The sequence below is a fragment of the Microbacterium sp. MMO-113 genome (assembly GCF_037148555.1).
Classification (GTDB): domain Bacteria; phylum Actinomycetota; class Actinomycetes; order Actinomycetales; family Microbacteriaceae; genus Microbacterium.
Window position 1 is genome coordinate 204,824 of the sequence record NZ_JBBCTD010000002.1, and the last position, 16,819, is coordinate 221,642.

Here is a 16,819-nt window from a genome sequence, read left to right on the forward strand (position 1 = left end):
GCCGGCTCGATGTCAGGAGGTCGCATGCGCGAGATCATCATCGGCGATCGCACCATCGTCGTCACTCATGTCGGCACCGAGACAACCGAGCACGGCGACATCCAGAACTACCGCGTCGACGTGTCGGGCGCGGATGCCGCAACGACGCTGTCCATCCTGCGCGCGAGCCGCACCGTCGATGCACGCGTCATGGCGTCCGCCCTCGGCACAGAGCTACTACTCGGATACGACGGCAGTGCAGGGCATGGGCTTCTGCGCGACTCTGGCGTTCGGGAGTGGCGCGACGAGAACCGGGGACTGATCGAAGATGCGCGGGAGCAGCTGCAGAGCGAGATCGCCCAGCTGCCTCCCGAGCCCGCAGGCGACGCGGAGCGCACGCTCCGGCGGGCGTTCGGCCTCAACGAAACTGAGTCCGGAGCTTCAGTCGGCGATGCGTGAATATCCGTGGTTTGACTTCGACCAGGTCGACTTCGTCACCTCCGACACCCACTTCAGCCACGCCCGCATCAGCGAGCTGGCCGGTCGGCCATACTCCACGGTCGACGAGATGAACGACGACCTTGTGCGCCGGTGGAACGACACGGTCTCACCAGGCAGCGTCGTCCTGCACCTTGGTGACGTAGCACTCGGTCCGATCGAGGAATCGATCGGGCTCACCGCGCGGCTCAACGGGCGCAAGCTACTCGTGCCTGGGAACCACGATCGCGTCTCGCCCGCAACCCAGTCGAAACGGGCGATCGAGAGATTCACGCCCATGTACGAAGCGGCGGGGTGGGAGATCCTCCCAGAGGTGATCGAAGGGACGCGCCACGGGTACAGGATCATTGCCTCGCACTACCCGTACGGCGGTGACAGCCAGGAACAGGATCGACACACGTCGCATCGCCCGCGCTGGGACGACGGCATCCCGCTTCTCCACGGGCACACGCATGCCCGCGACCACGGCCCCAACGGCCACCAGTTCCATGTCGGCGTCGACGCCTACGGCTTCGCACCGATCCCGTTCAGCGTGATCGACGCCTGGATCCAGAGCCTGCCCGGAATCGAGACCCGGCTGCAGACAGCGATCCGCGAGGCTCGAGAGGTACTCGCGGACCTCGACGACACACCGCCGTCAGCCATGGATCACATGTTCTACATGCAGGCCTACGACGTCCTTCACCTACAGCTCGAGGAGCTTCTCGAGGTGATTGGCGGCGAGGGCACGACAAGGGCGAATGGCGATGGCTCGGATACCGAGCGCTCGGGGTAGGCTCGGTCATACCCGGAAACTTCCGGCTCAATCTGCATAGGGGCGTGAATGTCCGAACCATGGCTCTCTGCCGACGACATCGCTGAGCACTTGGGTGTGACGAAAGACACGATTTATGCCTGGATCTCCGACAAGGGGATGCCGGCGCACAAGGTCGGGCGCCTGTGGAAGTTCCAGGCGAGCGAGGTCGACGACTGGGTGCGTCGAGGGGATGCCGGCGCCACAGACTAGCCCCCGATCGGCCGCAATGTCGCCGGCCCAACGTATCCTGATCAACTTGCCAACCGAGGGAGTGAACGAGAGTCGTGACGACCTCATCGATGTTTGATCTCGTCCGTGTTGGCGCGACCGTGACCGGCCTCGCAGGGCCCCATCCGGTGAAGATCGTTGCCGTCGAGCGCCTCACTGACGACTCGGCGAACGTGGCATATCGTACCGACACCGGGCTTGGCGAGAAGATCGTCTTCGCCAACGCGATCTCGCAGGTGCGCGAGGTCGTGGCCGGCCAAGTATTCAGCTTCGATGCGGACCCCAACTCGTTCCTCCTGGCCGCTGAGGCGCGTCGGATGAAGCTCGCGTACCTCTTCGATCCGCAGGCCGCCCTCGGCACCAGCGACGTGCAGCCGCTGCCGCATCAGCTGCGCGCGGTCTACGAGATCATGCTCCACAAGCAGCCGCTGCGCTACGTTCTGGCCGACGATCCGGGTGCCGGCAAGACGGTCATGGCGGGCCTGCTCATCAAGGAACTCCTGCTCCGTGGCGATGCGGCGAATGTCATGGTCGTCTCGCCAGGGGTGCTCGTCGATCAGTGGGACGAGGAGATGCGGGAGAAGTTCGACCTGGAGTTCGAGAGCCTCACTCGCGACAAGATCCTTCACGAGGGCAACCCCTTCGCACGAGGCGGGCTCTGGCTAGCACGACTCGACGTCCTCGCGCGGAACAGCGAAGGCATCCTCGACAAGGCCCGTGAGGTCGACTGGGACCTGATCATCTTCGACGAAGCCCACAAGATGTCGGCCACGGTCTGGGGCAACGAGGTCAAGAAGACCAAGCGTTACCAGATGGCCGAGGAGCTGGGGAAACACGCGCGCAATCTGTTGATGATGACCGCGACGCCCCACTCCGGGAAAGAGGAGCAGTTCCAGCTCTTCATGGCGCTGCTCGACTCCGACCGCTTCGAGGGCGTCGCCCGGGAGGGAAGCCGCAAGGTCGACGTCTCGGATCTCATGCGCCGTCTGGTCAAGGAGGAGCTTCGTACGTTCGAGGGCACGCGACTGTTCCCCGAGCGTTTCGCGTTCACGGTCAAGTACGAGCTGTCCCAGGCCGAGAAGGACCTCTACGTCGCCGTCACCGACTATGTCCGTGACGAGATGAACCGCGCCGATGCGATCGAGGGTGACAATCGTCGTCGGACTGCCGTCGGGTTCGCGCTCACGACGCTCCAGCGTCGCCTTGCTTCATCACCCGCGGCGATCCACCGCTCCCTCGAACGCCGCAAGGCACGCCTTGAGTCCGAGCTGCGCGAAGCGCGCATGTACGCCGCAGTGAAGTCGGACACCCCCGATGTGCCCGAGGACTGGGACGACCTGGAAGACCTCACCGACGAGGAACGCGAGGCGCTCGAAGACCAGGCGATCGCTGGAGCCACGACCGCACGCACGCCGGAGGAACTCGAGACCGAGATCCTCGTCGTCGATCGGCTCCTCGTGAAGTCGTCTGCTGTGAAATCGTCACCCACCTACGCCAAGTGGGATGCCCTGCGCGACACCTTGGACGACACCGACGAGATGCGCGATGACACCGGTGCGCGTCGCAAGGTGATCATCTTCACCGAGCACAAGGACACCCTCGACGACCTGGTTATGCGTCTGACTCAGCACCTCGGCCGAGACGACGCCGTGATCACCATCCACGGAGGTACCAAGCGGGAAGACCGCAAGAAGGCGAAGGAGACTTTCGAGCAGAACGAGCGTTGTGTGTTCCTCATCGCCACCGATGCTGCGGGCGAAGGCGTGAACCTCCATAAGAACGCCCACCTGCTGATCAACTACGACCTGCCGTGGAACCCCAACCGCATCGAACAGCGCTTCGGGCGGGTGCACCGTATTGGTCAGCCCAACACGTGCTTCATGTGGTCGCTCGTCGCCGATGACACCCGCGAGGGCGATGTGTACACGCGGCTGCTGGAGAAGCTCGAGGAGCAGCGCGCCACGCTCGGCGGGCGCGTTTACGACGTCCTCGGTCAGCTCTTCCAGGGCAACGCACTGCGCGACCTGATGATCGCCGCTATCCGCGAGGCAAACAGGCCGGAGCGCGAGCGCTACCTCACCGAGGTCGTCGACCCCAAGATCGCCGACGGCATCCCCGAGCTGCTGAAGGCGAACCAGCTTGTGCCCGGCGCGATGAGCGACACTGAGGTCGACGACATGAGACGTGAGATGGAGCGAGCCGAGGCGGCCCGCCTCCAGCCCCACCACGTCGAGGCGTTCTTTCACCGTGCGTTCGCTGACGTGGGCGGGCAGCTCCGCATGCGCGAGAGCCACCGCTTCGAGATCAAGCGAGTGCCTGGCGAGATCAAGGAGCGCGACCGCATTACCGGCTACGGCCAGCCCGTGGTCGACGAGTACTACCGCGTCACCTTCGACCCGAAGTACGTCCGAGTAGACGGCAACAACCGCCTCGCGACGCTCCTACACCCGGGCCACCCGCTGATGTCGGCCACGATGAGCGTCGTCTCCGACCGCTACATCGACTCGCTCCGTCGCGGAGCGGTCCTCGTCGACCGCTCTGACCTGACGACTCAGCCTTACGTTGTCAGCCTCCTCGAACACGACGTCACCGACGGACGCATCGCGCAGGATGGGCAGCCTCGTGTCGTGTCGCGTCGCGCCCAGTACGCCCGTATCGACGAAGACGGAACCATCACGCCTCTCACTGGCTCGCCGATCCCGAACTTCGAGGTCCCCACTGACGAGGAAGTGGAGGCAAGCCAACCGCTGCTCGGTGAGCCTTGGGCACAGGCAGCCGATCTAGACCGTCGCGTCATTCGCGAGGCATCGGTCACGATCGTTCGGCAGCACGCTGACGAAGTCAGCCGACGCACCATCGAGCGCGTTGACAAGACCGAGCGCCTCGTTCGCGAGCGCCTTACTCGCGAGATCAACTATTGGGACCGCCGTGCCTTCGAGCTGAGCGAACAGGAGCGAGCGGGCAGGAAGACCCGCCTCCCGGCATCTCAAATGCAGGAACGGGCCGAGGCCCTGGCCCGTCGACTCGACCGACGGCTACGAGAACTTGAGCAAGAACGTGACATCTCGGTTCGCCCGCCTCGGGTGACCGGCGCTTGTCTAGTCGTCACGCAGGGATGGCTGGATGCTCAGACTGACCCGGAAGGCGCAGCTGACCGTGCCAGGGAGACAACGCGGGTGGAGCGTCTGGCCGTCGATGCCGTTCTCCGAGTCGAGCACGCGCTCGGGCACGATCCGACAGAGATGCACCACAACAACCCCGGCTACGACATCGAGTCCGACACCGGGCGGAGTCTCGACTTCATCGAGGTGAAGGGCCGCGTCGTCGGCGGCCGCACTTTCGTGCTCACCCGGCAGGAAGCGGTCACTGCGCTGAACAAGGCCGACCACTCGGTGCTCGCGCTCGTCCAGGTAGCGGAGGATGACACGACGACAGTGCGCTACCTGAGGCACCCCATAGATCAGCCCATCGATCCTCGCGCGGCGCGCGTCGAATACGACTGGGAGCCCTTCTGGAACGACGCAACGGAGATGAGCCAGCAGTGACCGAGACAGCCCGAAAGAAGAAGCTGATCGAGGTCGCGCTGCCCCTCGACGAGATCAACGCGGCTTGCAAGGCGGACAAGGACCGCAAGACGGGGACTATCCGCAACCTGCATAAGTGGTTCGCGCCTATGCCTCTTCCCGCGTGGCGCGCTCTTCTCTTCGCCGCACTGGTCGATGATCCGGAAGACGACAATCAGCGGGTGTATCTCTTGGATCTGATCAAACGGATGGTGAGCAGCGGCGCAGACGTCCCTGGCGACACCGACCTGTCTGAGGCGCGCCGCGTGCTCGCGCGACAGTTCCCGAACGGCGTCCCACCCGTTCTGGATCCTTTCTGTGGAGGCGGCTCCACGCTCATAGAGGCACAGCGACTCGGCCTCCCGGCGTACGGCTCCGATCTCAATCCGGTTCCGGTGCTCATCTCACGAACAATTGCCTCTATAGTTCCGGCGATGGCCGGGCGGCAGGGCATTGCTGAGGCGGTCAGCGATGGACTCTTTAGCCTTGGAACGGGACATCCGCTGCAAGGTCTAGTTGATGATGTGACGTTCTACGCGAAGGAGATTGAGCAGCGGGCTCTCGAGCGCCTTGGCTCGGCCTACTCGTGGCCGGCGGGCGAAACACCGATCGCATGGCTATGGGCACGCACGGCGGCATGTCCGAGCCCCGCCTGCGGGGCGACGACACCACTACTCACGTCGAACTGGATCTCCAAGAAGGGCGGGGACCTGGCCTGGTACGACATTCGCGCTGAATCTGGCTCCATCCAGCTCAAGGTGGTCTCCGGCCAGACGGGTGGGGGCCCTGCTAGCTCGCTGAAGATCGGCGATGGCGTCTTCTCATGCGCTAACTGCGGTTCGACCCTCGACGGACCTTATCTCCGCGGAGAAGGCAAGGCAGGGCGACTAGGCCTTCGGATGACAGCGGTCGTAACGATGCGCGGCAAGAGGCGTGTGTATCGGGAACCGCTGGCGGAAGAGATGGATGCGATCGCCTCGATCTCGTCACGGGTCGAGTCGGACGACGTACCGATCAACACCGAGGGGCAGAGCATCCGCGTCGGCCTCTATGGGATGGAAACGTGGAGCTCGCTGATGAACCCCCGCCAGGAGTTGACGCTCGCGACATTCGCGGACCTGGTTGCCGGGGTTTACGACCGGATCCTGGCGGACGGCGGTGACCACGAGTGGGCGACGGCAGTCACATCGCTGCTCGGTCTCGCTGTCGGCAAGATGGCGCAGTTCTCCTCGTCAATGGCCATTTGGCGCGTTCAACCGCAGGCAAAGGCTGAAGCAGCGCTTTCAACACACAACCTACCGATGACCTGGGATTTTCCTGAGGTCAACGTGTTTGGAGGATCGGTCGGGGATTGGCTCGGTATGGTCAAGACCATGCTCCGAGCGTTGCCGTACGCAGCGCTCGGCGGCGCGCCCGCCGCCGTTCGCAGGGCGGACGCTCGAGTCGCAACACTTGACCAACCGGGACTTGTCGCCACGGATCCGCCGTACTTCGACGCGATTGGGTACGCGGATATCTCGGACTTCTTCTATGTTTGGCATCGGAGAGCGCTACGAAAGGTGCACCCCGACCTCTACTCGACTGTTGCCGCCCCGAAGGCAGGCGAGCTAACTGCAGTCGCTTCGCGGCATGGCAACAGCAAGCAGGAAGCGACGAACTACTTCGTTCAGGGGTTTACCGAGACCTTCGGGAACCTCGAAAGGTCGTCGGCACCGGGCCTTCCGATGCTTGTGGTCTATGCCTCAAAAGAGCAAAAGGCGGGAAAGGGCGAGGAGACTCGGTGGTCGGCAATCCTCTCCGCCATGATCGCCGCCGACCTCGAGATCACTGGCTCATGGCCGATCCGCGGAACTACAGAAGCACGTATGGTCTCCGCGGGCACCAACGCCGTGGCTTCATACATCGTCATGGTCTGCCGGCCCAGGGGTGTCGAATCACTCACGTGCTCGCTCAGCGATTTCAACCGTGCCCTACGGCGTGAGCTGTCGACCGCCGTCCGCGACCTTCAGGCGGCATCGATACTCCCCGTCGATCTCGCTCAGGCCGCCATGGGCCCGGGAATGCAGATCTTCTCCCGCTACAGGGCGGTCCTTGACCAAGCAGGCCAGCGCGTTCAGGTGGACCAAGCGCTTCGGATGATCAATCAAGCACTCGCCGAGGTCCTCGACGAGCAGGAAGGCGATCTCGATCCGGAATCGCGGTTCGCAGTTCGTTGGTGGGAGAGCCACGGTTGGGCGCCGGCAGCATTCGGCGAGGCTGATAAGGCTGTGCGCCCTCTGGGAATAAGTGTTGATGACGTCGTTCGTGCTCAAGTCGCAACAAGCCAGGCCAATAAGGTGCAACTTCTCGGAAATGGTGGCTTGGACAGGCAGTGGAGTCCGGCGAACGATTCGCGACCGACGGCGTGGGAGGCTGTGCATCACCTTGCCGACCGCCTGATCGACGGTGGCGGCGAACTCGCCTCGGCCAAGTTGATGGCTCGGTTGTCCGACCTACACGACCCGGCGATGGCGCTGGCCTACCGATTGCACGATATTGCTGCACGCAAAGGTCGAACCACAGATCAGGAACGGTACAACGCGCTGATCAACTCCTGGGCTGAACTTGTTCGGCTCAGCGGGGACGGACGCACGACTGCGGAAGGGCTCTTCTGACATGGCGGCACTTTCAAACAAGGAACGCGTTGGACGGGTACTCGACCTCGTGGTTGAAGGGCTCGGCCCGTGGATGATCGGGCTCCTTGAAGCCAAGCACGGCGGCAGCTGGGCCGCCGAGGTCGGGCGAACGGCTGGCCTCACCGGGCGTGACGGCTCACCGAGTCCCACAGACCCCGCGTACCTGTTCTGGGTTTTCGACAAGCAGTGGCATCAGGTCTTCAAGGAGCAGCTCACTTTCGAGGACAAACGAGTGATCTCTGCACTGTGGGATGCCCGCAAGGAGTGGGCGCACGGAGAGCGAATCTCGTCGGAGCGCACCGAGCGGGTGCTCATGGACGGCGAGCACATCCTCCGGTCGATCGGTGCTGCTCAGCACGCGGACAAGGCCGATGAGATGCGTCGAGAGTTCCGCCGACTCATGTTCGAGGAGGACCAGAAGCGGCTCCAGCGCGCCCAGGAGCGGGCCCTCTCAGTGCAAGTCGACTCGACTGGTCTCCCCGCATGGCGCGACGTCATTGAACCTCACGACGATGTCGCCTGCGGCACGTTCGAGTTGGCCCAGTTCGCCGCAGACCTGCGTCAGGTGCACCAGGGCGTGGCCGGCCCCGAGTACGGCGACCCTGTGGAGTTCTTCGGTCGCACCTACCTCACTCGCGGCCTGCGCTACCTTCTAGAGCAGGCGATCAAGCGCCTCAGTGGCGGAGGTGGAGAACCGGTCATCGACCTGATGACGACCTTCGGTGGCGGCAAGACGCACTCGCTGCTGGCCGTCTACCACGCAGCAGCAGGAGTACCCGCTGAGCAGCTGCTGGGGATGCGGGAGCTGCTCGACGGCATTGGCGTCGCGGAGCTTCCCGCCAGCGTCAATCGTGCGGTCCTTGTCGGCAACGACCTCTCAATCCTGGGGATGCCAAAGCCCGAGGGCATCACCGTCAACACACTGTGGGGCGAGCTGGCGTACCAGCTCGGGGGCGTCGACGGGTACGAACTCCTGAAGCGGTACGACGAGCAGTCGGTGCCACCAACGACCACCGCGTTAGCCGACCTCTTCGAGAAGTACGGGCCGTGCATCATCCTCATCGACGAGTGGGTAGCGTATCTGCGCCAGCTCTGGTCACGTGAGAAGGTCGCGCCCGCCGGGACGTTCGACGGCCACATGACCTTCGTGCAGTCGCTGACCGAGGCAGTGAAGGCCGTCCCGACCGCGCTCCTCGTAGTCTCGCTCCCGGCGTCCGACGTCGTCCGCGACATGCAGGGAGCCGAGACGCCGACCGAGAACGAGCACGAGGTTGGCGGCACCGCGGGCCTGGAGGCATTGCGACACCTCCGCTCCGTGATCCACCGTCTGGAGTCTGCCTGGCAGCCGGCGACGATCGAGGAGTCGTTCGAGATCGTCAGGCGGCGCATCTTCAAGCCGTTCGGACGAGAACAAGACGCCGCGCGCGACCTCGTCGTTCACAAGTACATGGACCACTACGTGCGCTACGGCTCGGATGTGCCAAGCGAGGTCATGCAGCCCGGCTACCGCGCATCGATGCGCACCGCCTACCCGATCCACCCGGAGCTGTTCGATCGGCTCTACAAGGACTGGTCGACCCTGGAGCGCTTCCAGCGCACCCGCGGCGTACTGCGCCTCATGGCGACGGTCGTCTACGCCCTCTGGACGAGCGGTGACCGATCACCGATGATCCTCCCCGCTTCGATCCCGCTCGACAACGCGAAGGTCTTCGACGAGTTGGCCAACCATCTCGACGACTCCTGGAAACCGATCGTGGACGCTGACGTCGCAGGCGAGACCTCGACGGCCAACATCGTGGACAGCGACATCAAGATCCTCGGCCGGTCCATGGCGACCAAACGCGCCGCTCGTTGTGTGTTCCTCGGCACCGCTCCGATGGCCAACCTCCGCAATCGCGACGGCAGCGCCGCGACCATCCGCGGTATCGAACAGAAGCGCGTAGTGCTCGGTTCGACCTACCCGGGCGACAACCCCGCGCACGTCGCTGACGGTTTGCGACGACTCGGCGACCTCGGCAAGTACATGAACCGGGACCAGGACCGGTACTGGCTGTCGCTGCAGCAGACCGTCGCGCAGATCGTGCAGGAGCGCGCCGACTCCTACCACGAGGAGCAGGTGTTCGACGAGCTGGCGCAGGTCGTCCGCCAGGAGACCGATAAGGGCCTGTTCGAGCGCGTGCATCGATTGCCGCACGGCAGCATCGACGTCGAGGACGACCCGGGCATCGGTCTCGTGATCTTCGGACCCGACCGTCCCTTCTCGAAGCGCGGGCGCTCCGTGGCTGAGGACGCGGCGATCGAGTTCCTGACGAAGCGCGGCACCAACGCGCGCATCCACAAGAACTCTCTCGTCTTCCTCGCTCCCGAGGTCGACCGCATCGACATCCTGCTCAATGCCGTGCGCCAGCGGATGGCATGGGAGTACATACTCGAGAACCGCGATTCGCTGAACCTCGACCAGCACAACATCAAAGTCGCCGAGTCACGCGTTGCCCAGCAGAAGCAGACGGTGAAGGACGCGATCCGCGAGGCCTACCGCTGGATTCTCGTTCCGACTCAGGAGCCCGGCGCCGCCGAGATCGAGCTGGAGTCGATTCTAATGAACGGCGACGGCACACTCGCTGCGCGCGTGACCAAGAAGGCCGACGCAGGCGAGTTCGTCGTTCGCACTTTCTCGCCGTCACTTCTCCGTATGCAGATCAACCGGCTGAACCTGTGGCGCGAGAAGCCGTACGTGCCACTCGACGTCTTGGTCGGGTACTTCAGCCAGTACGTCTACATGCCGAAGGTCGTGCAGCCGAAGGTCGTCATCGACGCCGTGTGGCACCTTGACGACGCCCTCGTCGTGGAACTCGACGGCTTCGCCTACGCCGACTCGTACGAGGACGGCAGATTCAGCGGCCTGACCATGAAGGCTCCTGCTGCTGTACGGCAAGGAGGGCTGCTCGTCGACCCTGTTATCGCGACCCATCAGATCGAAGCTGACACTAGGGTCACCGAGGGTGAGAGTGGCGAAGGCGAGCAAGGCGGGACGGGCACTGCGACGGGCGGATCGGGAACGTCGTCGCCCGGCACGGATTCAGGAGCGCCGGGAACGACGACGAGTTCGGGGGGCGGGCGTGCAGCGGCCACCGCGCCAACGCGATTCCACGCGACGAAGAACCTCACCGTGAACCGCGTCGTGCGCGACGCCGGGCAGATCTACGAGGAGATCGTGTCGCACTTCGTCACGGCCGGCGTCCCGGTGCGCGTCTCGATCGACATCGAGTCCGAGCAGCTCGCCAAGCTCAGCGACGACCAGCGCTCGGCGATCCGCGAGAACCTCAAGACCCTCGGCTTCGGCGACGACGACTGGTCGATGGACTGACGGTCGATGAGCCAGGGACCCGAGATAGAGAATGATACCGCGTGGGTTGACGTGCCGGATGAGTTGGCCGCGGAGTTGGATACGTACGCCGACCTCTGCCACCACCTTGTGCTCGCGTGGATGGAGATGGCGCGCGGACTCGCGGTACTCCCCGCCAACGGCTCGCCAGCGGCGACCGAGGCCCGGCAGTTTCGTGAAGCGAAGCCGGACGCTCCAGCTAATGTCGAACATGGTGCAGGTCAGCGCGCCGGGCTGTACGTGGATGCAATCAGCCAGCAGCTTCTCGCCGTCGAGGCGCTGCTCCGTGCGCGGCGAGTTGCGGTGGCGCTATGGCCGCTCGTGCGCGCGGAACTCGAGTTCGCGGGACGAGCCGCTTGGCTGCTCGATCCGCGCGTCCAGGTGGAAGCCGGCGAGGTGCGGGTCGCACGCCTATACCTGGAGGCGATCTCCTCGCTACGGCGAGAGCGGTATACAGCAGGCAAGTTCGATAGAGGGCACGGGAATCGTGCGAAGGTGCTCCGCGACACCAAGATCGCTGAGGCCAGGGCAATCTTCGGCGAGACCGCCGTTGAGATCGACCTGTCCTCTCCCGATCTGATCGAGACCTGGACTGTGGCCGGACAGGGGATGGCGAGCCTTGGTGGCGCGGCTGCATCGTTCGCAGACCTGTGCTTCGAGGGAAAGACAAAGGTTCTCTACGACTCGCTCTCGGACTACTCGCACCCGTCCCTGCTCACCGTCGACAAGCAGTCGATCCCGATAGAGATTGACGGTGTAGCCCGTCGACCCTGGACCGTCGGTCGTGGCGTGGTGGCCTGGCAGGTGCGTCTCGCTTGCCTGATCTTCTACAAGGCGTGCCACCTTGTTGCTGGCTACTACGCGATCGACGACTCGGCCCTGGAGCAGTGGGCAGATGGCGTCCCGCCCGAGTGGTTCGGCCCCGACACTGTGAATAGAGACGAGTCGTGAAACAGCTAGGTTGGCTGAACGTGTCGATGGTCGAGCGCGACCAGGAAGCGGGAATCTTCGATGAGCAATGAGGTTGTCCTTGTCGATCAGTTCCTCAAGGCGGCGCAGGACAGTCGAGATACGCCCCTGCCCGATGACGTTGCGTTCGAAGTGTTCGCTGCTGCGACGGTCCTTAGCGGGCAGAACCTCAGCGACGAGGAGATCGAAGCGGGCAGGATCGGCGGAGGACTGGACGGCGGGCTTGACGCCGTCTACACCTTCCTCGACGGCCGCCTCCTCAGCGAGGACTCTGACGTGTTTGAGGACGGCTTCAAGCCGAGCGAAGTGAGAAAGGGCGCCGAGATTTCCCTGTGGCTCATCCAGGCGAAGCGCTCGGAGGGATTCGGCGAGGACGCATTCGACAAGGTGAACGCGAGCACGAAGAAGCTGCTCGACCTGAACTTCACCGACGAGCAGCTGGCTGGGATCTATTCGGCCGATGTCATCGCGCGTGTTCGCTTGTTTACCAGGGCGTGGACGTTGCTCAGTATCCGGTCGCCACGCATCTCGATCACGTTCGCATATGTGTCACGCGGCGACACCACGAGCGCGTCAGCGGGTGTTACACAGAAGGTCGCCGACACCCGCGCGGCGCTCTCCTCGCTGGTCATTGGGTCAGATGTCGAGGCGCGCCTCGTGGGCGCGAGGGAGCTGTGGGCGATGGCGAGCGCCACGCCTGAGTATGACCTCCAGCTCCGGTTCCGGGACTACATCTCGGAAGGCGACTCCTATGCCGGTCTCGTCTCGCTACCCGAGTACTTCCGATTCCTTTCTGACGAGTCGGGGGCACTCCGCGGTCATTTGTTCGATTGGAACGTTCGCGACTTCCAGGGCGCAGTCACCGTGAACAGGCAGATGCAGGCAACTCTCGAAGCCGACGATGAGCGAGACTTCTGGTGGCTAAACAACGGGGTAACGATCCTGTGTTCAGGGGTGAATATCGGCGGGGAGAAGACCTTCACTCTGTCGGGTGTGCAGATCGTCAATGGCATGCAGACCTCGCATGCCATCCACGATGTCCTTACCGCGACCGGCGTCGACCTTGAGCGCCACAAGCGGCGATCTGTCCAGGTCAGAGTAATCAAGACCCTCGACGAGGCCATTCGTGACGACGTGATCCGAGCGACCAACAGTCAAACGAAGGTTCCAGACGCGTCGCTGCATGCGACCGAGGATCTCCACCGCCAGATCGAGTCGCACTTCGCCGCGAAGGGCTGGTACTACGACCGCCGAAAGAACTTCTACAAGAACGCCGGAAAGCCAGCCGACAAGATCATCAGCATCGCCACACTCGGGCAGGCCGTGATGGCGATTGGACTGAGCCGACCTGATGATGCGCGTGCACGCCCGTCGACATTGCTCAACAACGAGGCAGACTATGCAGCGGTCTTCAACCCATCTCTGAGTCTGGACGTATACCTTTGGGTAGCAACCGTTCAGCGTAGAGTCGATTCGGCTCTCTTGACCGAAGCAGTTGCCGCCGATGCCTCTACTCGAACGAACACACGCTTTTACGTCAGCAGCTTCCTAGTGACGAAAGCGCTCGGGGCACAGGTGTTCAACCCGACGCAACTCACGCAGCTTGCGCAGGCGCCACTCGCGATCGGCGAGGATGATGTCAAGGCCGCCCTCGCAGTTGTGTTGGAAGAGCTGGGTACGGTGGCTGCAGACAATTCGTGGCAACCCGATCGGGCGGCCAAGAGTCACCTGCTGGCAACCGCCGTAACTGCACGCGCGGTCGCAGCAGCTGCTGCTGAACGCGCTACTCCCGAATTGTCGTAGAAGCCGGATGGCTTACCGCCGCTATCGTGAGCCCCCAGCCCACCCGAGTTGATGGCCGATCTTCCGCTGTCTCGTGAGACACCCGACTTGCGCATAAACGCTGGGTCGAGCACGTGTACACCTTCGTCGCTGATGCTCGCGCCGAAGTGCTCACCGAGGGCGTCGTTAACGGCGCGGAGGATGAAGTCAACAACTTCCGTGGGCGTGTAGACGATGCCGAGGCTCTCGGCGACGCGCGGAAATGCGAGCTTGAAAAACCGCTCATAGAGCTCGGTGATGATCTTCTGTTTGCCCGCCGCGCTCGTGATGCCCTCCGCGCGTACCCGGACGGATCGGTAGAAGTTCTTCAGCTGTGCCGTCTCGGAGTCGAGGTTGTACCCATCGAGCACGGTGAGCATGCGGTCCATCACCTGGGAAACCGGGTTGTGGTCGCTGAACGCATAGTCCTCAAACAGCGCATCAAACACCGGCTTGGTGATGAGGTGCTGCACGAGCATGTCGACGGCGTCACGGCTGGTAATGCCGTCATTGAGGTTCGCCTGCAGCGCTTCGTGGAATCCGGCGAACTCAGTCTGCGCCTCGGATACGGTGTCGAGGATCGTCTGGATGCGAGTAACCTGCCGATCGGCGATGTCTTTGACGTCGCCGGCCCAGTCTTCCCAGTACCGGCGGTCGCCGACCTTCTTCACCATCCGGGCAAAGATTGCGTCTTGCCACTCGGCGGCGTTCGCCATTGAGAACAGGGCGGCGCTCGCGTCAGCATCCGATGATGCCGTGCCGGGGTCGCGGTCGTTGCCGGTTCCGCCGATGCCGATGACATCGATTCTGTTATTGGCTTTCTTGTCGAGGTCGATCTTGTTGATCATCGCCTCGAAGCGGTCATCGTGCGCACGCAGGGCCTGAAGCACGTCCCATACGACCTTGTACTTCTTATTGTCGTTCAGTGCCGTCTCGGGGTCCTGCGATGCGGGCACCGCGATCGGCAGGATGATGTACCCATACTCTTTGCCCTCAGCGCGGCGCATCACCCGACCAACAGCCTGGACCACATCGACCTGTGAGTTGCGGGGGTTCAGAAAGAGCACGGCGTCGAGACTCGGAACGTCCACGCCCTCAGTGAGGCACTTCGCGTTCGTGAGAATGCGGCATTCATCCGTCGCCTCTCCCGCCTGCAACCAATCCAACCTGGCCGAGCGTTCGAGTACGTTGAACGTGCCGTCGACGTGTTTGGCCTGCAGCTCGAGAGCGGAGTCGCCATTGCTGGCGTTCATGAGCAGCTCGCGTCCGATGACGTTCATCTGGTTCGCGATTGCCTTGGACTCCTTGATGTTCCGCGCGAACGCTACCGCGCGCTGCATCGGCGCGTCATCCGTGATCGAAAGGCGCTCGCCATTCACACCGCGCTTTGAGAGCCCGTTCCAGCACCCGACGATGCGGGCGACGTCATCGAGATTCATATCGCCCTCGCGTGCGAGGAGGTCTTGGAAGCTGGTCGCGACAGATTCTTCATCGACGGCGAGGATGAGCACCTTGTAGTCAGAGAGGTGTCCCATCTCGACGGCGCGCCCGAAACCGAGGTGATGGAATTCCGGGCCGAAGGTGTGCTCGTCATCCATCGAGTAGGTGACGATGCCGTCCTTCGCGGCCTTCGCCTTCGAGTCCTCGACGTACACGCGTGGGGTGGCCGTCATGTACAGCCGCTTCTTCGCCGCGAGGAACTCGGTATTATGCACGCGGACGAACGCGCTGTCGTCACTGCCGGGCTGAGAGATGCCGGTAGTGCGATGCGCCTCGTCACAGATCACCAGGTCGAACTCTGGAAGGCCTAGCTGCTGTGCCTGCTGGATCACATCGATCGACTGGTAAGTGGAGAACACGACCGAGATCGTGTTCTCGCCTGTGGGGATCTGGAAACGATGGAACAGCTTCGCCGGGTCGGTTGTCGCGGGGAACCCAAGATCGTGCGCGGAGACGTCCTCGTTCTCCTTGCGCCCCACCGAAGAATCCGAACACACAGCGAACGGCCGGATCAGGACATCGGCCTGCGCAGTCCATTCGTTCAGCGTCTGCTGCAGCAGCGCGATTGACGGCACGAGGAACAGCACCGAACCACCAACGGCAACATGCTCCTCCACGAGCTTCAGCGACGTGAACGTCTTGCCCGTGCCGCACGCCATGATCAGCTTGCCGCGGTCGTGCGTCTCGAACCCGGCGATCACATCGTCGATCGCCTCGCGCTGATACTTGCGCGGCGCTTTACCGGCCCCCTTGTACAGCACCTCCGGCGTGCGTGGGTCGAACAGCGACCAGTCGATCCGGGAATCGGCGAGATTGTTCAGATCTACCCGCTGCACCGGCTTGGACTGATCGTTCAGCGCCGCCTCGGCATGCTTGGACCAATTCCGTGCCGTCGTGACGATCATCCCGCTCGTGAACGGAGCCTTGCCCAGCTCCGTGAAGAACGAATCGATCTCCTGCTTCGGCAAGGACCGGGCCGGATCGTAGAACTTTGCCTGGATGGCGGTGAGTTCACCGGTGTATCGATCCTGCGCGACCAGATCGATCCCCGTATCGGGGCGGCCCGCTCGGCCTGGCCACTCCTGCCACATCCACACATCCGAGAACAGGTCCACATACTTCGGCTCTGTCTGGAGGTAGCTCTTGAGGAACCGTTCGAACTTTGAGCCCTTGTCGCGCTCGTTCGTCGCCGAGCGATACATCTCATCCAGCAGGTCCCAGAGCGTAACCCGCGGATTCGTCGGCCTCAGCGAACGCCGCAGCGGTCCCGACGTCCGCTTGCTATCGGGTGTCGTTGCATCCGGCGTCGATGTAAGAGAGACAGACATACGCCTATGCTCTCGCACACTCGACTCCGCTTGTTGAGACGGATCGACGTGTGTCTGCTCTTATGCGTCGTCGCGAG

The 16,819-nt window shown here is 63.3% G+C and carries 9 protein-coding genes; 8 read left to right on the forward strand and 1 reads right to left on the reverse strand.

Annotated elements, in window-relative coordinates; genetic code table 11:
* The first annotated feature begins 24 nt into the window (after positions 1 to 24).
* From WFJ36_RS07895 to WFJ36_RS07930, 8 genes are all read left to right on the forward strand, one after another.
* Positions 25 to 438 (forward strand): hypothetical protein, encoded by a 414-nt coding sequence (locus WFJ36_RS07895; RefSeq protein ID WP_217316620.1) that lies wholly within the window; start codon positions 25 to 27, stop codon positions 436 to 438.
* Positions 431 to 1,252, forward strand: coding sequence for a hypothetical protein (locus WFJ36_RS07900; RefSeq protein WP_217316619.1), 822 nt, complete (start codon positions 431 to 433; stop codon positions 1,250 to 1,252). The genes WFJ36_RS07895 and WFJ36_RS07900 overlap by 8 nt, the downstream gene beginning before the upstream one ends.
* Positions 1,253 to 1,300: 48 nt before the next feature.
* Positions 1,301 to 1,483, forward strand: coding sequence for a helix-turn-helix domain-containing protein (locus tag WFJ36_RS07905; RefSeq protein WP_217316618.1), 183 nt, complete (start codon positions 1,301 to 1,303; stop codon positions 1,481 to 1,483).
* A 428-nt stretch (positions 1,484 to 1,911) separates the two neighbouring features.
* Positions 1,912 to 5,046, forward strand: a complete 3,135-nt coding sequence (locus WFJ36_RS07910) for a helicase-related protein (protein WP_336643253.1) — start codon at positions 1,912 to 1,914, stop codon at positions 5,044 to 5,046.
* A complete protein-coding gene (locus WFJ36_RS07915) occupies positions 5,043 to 7,718 on the forward strand; it encodes a DUF1156 domain-containing protein (protein ID WP_336643065.1) in 2,676 nt (891 codons plus the stop codon). The genes WFJ36_RS07910 and WFJ36_RS07915 overlap by 4 nt, the downstream gene beginning before the upstream one ends.
* Position 7,719: 1 nt before the next feature.
* The gene (locus WFJ36_RS07920) at positions 7,720 to 11,106 is read left to right on the forward strand and encodes a DUF499 domain-containing protein (RefSeq protein ID WP_336643066.1); all 3,387 of its coding nucleotides are present in this window, start codon (positions 7,720 to 7,722) and stop codon (positions 11,104 to 11,106) included.
* A 6-nt stretch (positions 11,107 to 11,112) separates the two neighbouring features.
* The gene (locus WFJ36_RS07925) at positions 11,113 to 12,075 is read left to right on the forward strand and encodes a hypothetical protein (RefSeq protein ID WP_217316613.1); all 963 of its coding nucleotides are present in this window, start codon (positions 11,113 to 11,115) and stop codon (positions 12,073 to 12,075) included.
* A 60-nt stretch (positions 12,076 to 12,135) separates the two neighbouring features.
* Complete coding sequence (locus tag WFJ36_RS07930; protein WP_336643067.1) at positions 12,136 to 13,896, forward strand: AIPR family protein; 1,761 nt, start codon at positions 12,136 to 12,138, stop codon at positions 13,894 to 13,896.
* Here the strand turns inward: WFJ36_RS07930 and WFJ36_RS07935 are convergent.
* Entirely contained in the window at positions 13,818 to 16,742 is a 2,925-nt protein-coding gene (locus WFJ36_RS07935) for a restriction endonuclease (protein WP_336643068.1), read from the reverse strand. The genes WFJ36_RS07930 and WFJ36_RS07935 overlap by 79 nt on opposite strands.
* Positions 16,743 to 16,819: the final 77 nt, after the last annotated feature.